This is a genomic window from Aeromonas sp. Prich7-2, from assembly GCF_017939255.1.
Classification (GTDB): domain Bacteria; phylum Pseudomonadota; class Gammaproteobacteria; order Enterobacterales; family Aeromonadaceae; genus Aeromonas; species Aeromonas caviae.
Window position 1 is genome coordinate 1 of sequence record NZ_JAGKRI010000291.1, and the last position, 1134, is coordinate 1134.

A 1134-nucleotide genomic window follows, 5' to 3' on the forward strand; every position below is an offset into this window, starting at 1 on the left:
TAGCGGGCGGCCGGAAGGTGAATGCTAGGCATGATCTAACCCTCGGTCTCTGGCGTCGCGACTGCGAAATTTCGCGAGGGTTTCCGAGAAGGTGATTGCGCTTCGCAGATCTCCAGGCGCGTGGGTGCGGACGTAGTCAGCGCCATTGCCGATCGCGTGAAGTTCCGCCGCAAGGCTCGCTGGACCCAGATCCTTTACAGGAAGGCCAACGGTGGCGCCCAAGAAGGATTTCCGCGACACCGAGACCAATAGCGGAAGCCCCAACGCCGACTTCAGCTTTTGAAGGTTCGACAGCACGTGCAGCGATGTTTCCGGTGCGGGGCTCAAGAAAAATCCCATCCCCGGATCGAGGATGAGCCGGTCGGCAGCGACCCCGCTCCGTCGCAAGGCGGAAACCCGCGCCTCGAAGAACCGCACAATCTCGTCGAGCGCGTCTTCGGGTCGAAGGTGACCGGTGCGGGTGGCGATGCCATCCCGCTGCGCTGAGTGCATAACCACCAGCCTGCAGTCCGCCTCAGCAATATCGGGATAGAGCGCAGGGTCAGGAAATCCTTGGATATCGTTCAGGTAGCCCACGCCGCGCTTGAGCGCATAGCGCTGGGTTTCCGGTTGGAAGCTGTCGATTGAAACACGGTGCATCTGATCGGACAGGGCGTCTAAGAGCGGCGCAATACGTCTGATCTCATCGGCCGGCGATACAGGCCTCGCGTCCGGATGGCTGGCGGCCGGTCCGACATCCACGACGTCTGATCCGACTCGCAGCATTTCGATCGCCGCGGTGACAGCGCCGGCGGGGTCTAGCCGCCGGCTCTCATCGAAGAAGGAGTCCTCGGTGAGATTCAGAATGCCGAACACCGTCACCATGGCGTCGGCCTCCGCAGCGACTTCCACGATGGGGATCGGGCGAGCAAAAAGGCAGCAATTATGAGCCCCATACCTACAAAGCCCCACGCATCAAGCTTTTGCCCATGAAGCAACCAGGCAATGGCTGTAATTATGACGACGCCGAGTCCCGACCAGACTGCATAAGCAACACCGACAGGGATGGATTTCAGAACCAGAGAAAGAAAATAAAATGCGATGCCATAACCGATTATGACAACGGCGGAAGGGGCAAGCTTAGTAAAGCCCTCG

The 1134-nt window shown here is 59.7% G+C and carries 2 protein-coding genes; both read right to left on the reverse strand.

From position 1 onward, the window contains the following. Window positions 1-24: 24 nt before the first annotated feature. Complete coding sequence (gene sul1 / locus J9892_RS21730) at window positions 25-864, reverse strand: sulfonamide-resistant dihydropteroate synthase Sul1 (RefSeq protein ID WP_000259031.1); 840 nt, start codon at window positions 862-864, stop codon at window positions 25-27. Next, window positions 858-1134, reverse strand: a 277-nt coding sequence (locus tag J9892_RS21735) for a multidrug efflux SMR transporter (RefSeq protein WP_017900405.1), incomplete at its 5' end; no start/stop codon positions are given. The genes sul1 and J9892_RS21735, both read right to left, overlap by 7 nt.

Excerpts from the sequence above, each read along its gene's own strand:
- sul1 (WP_000259031.1), bottom strand. The coding sequence starts at position 864 with ATGGTGACGGTGTTCGGCATTCTGAATCTCACCGAGGACTCCTTCTTC.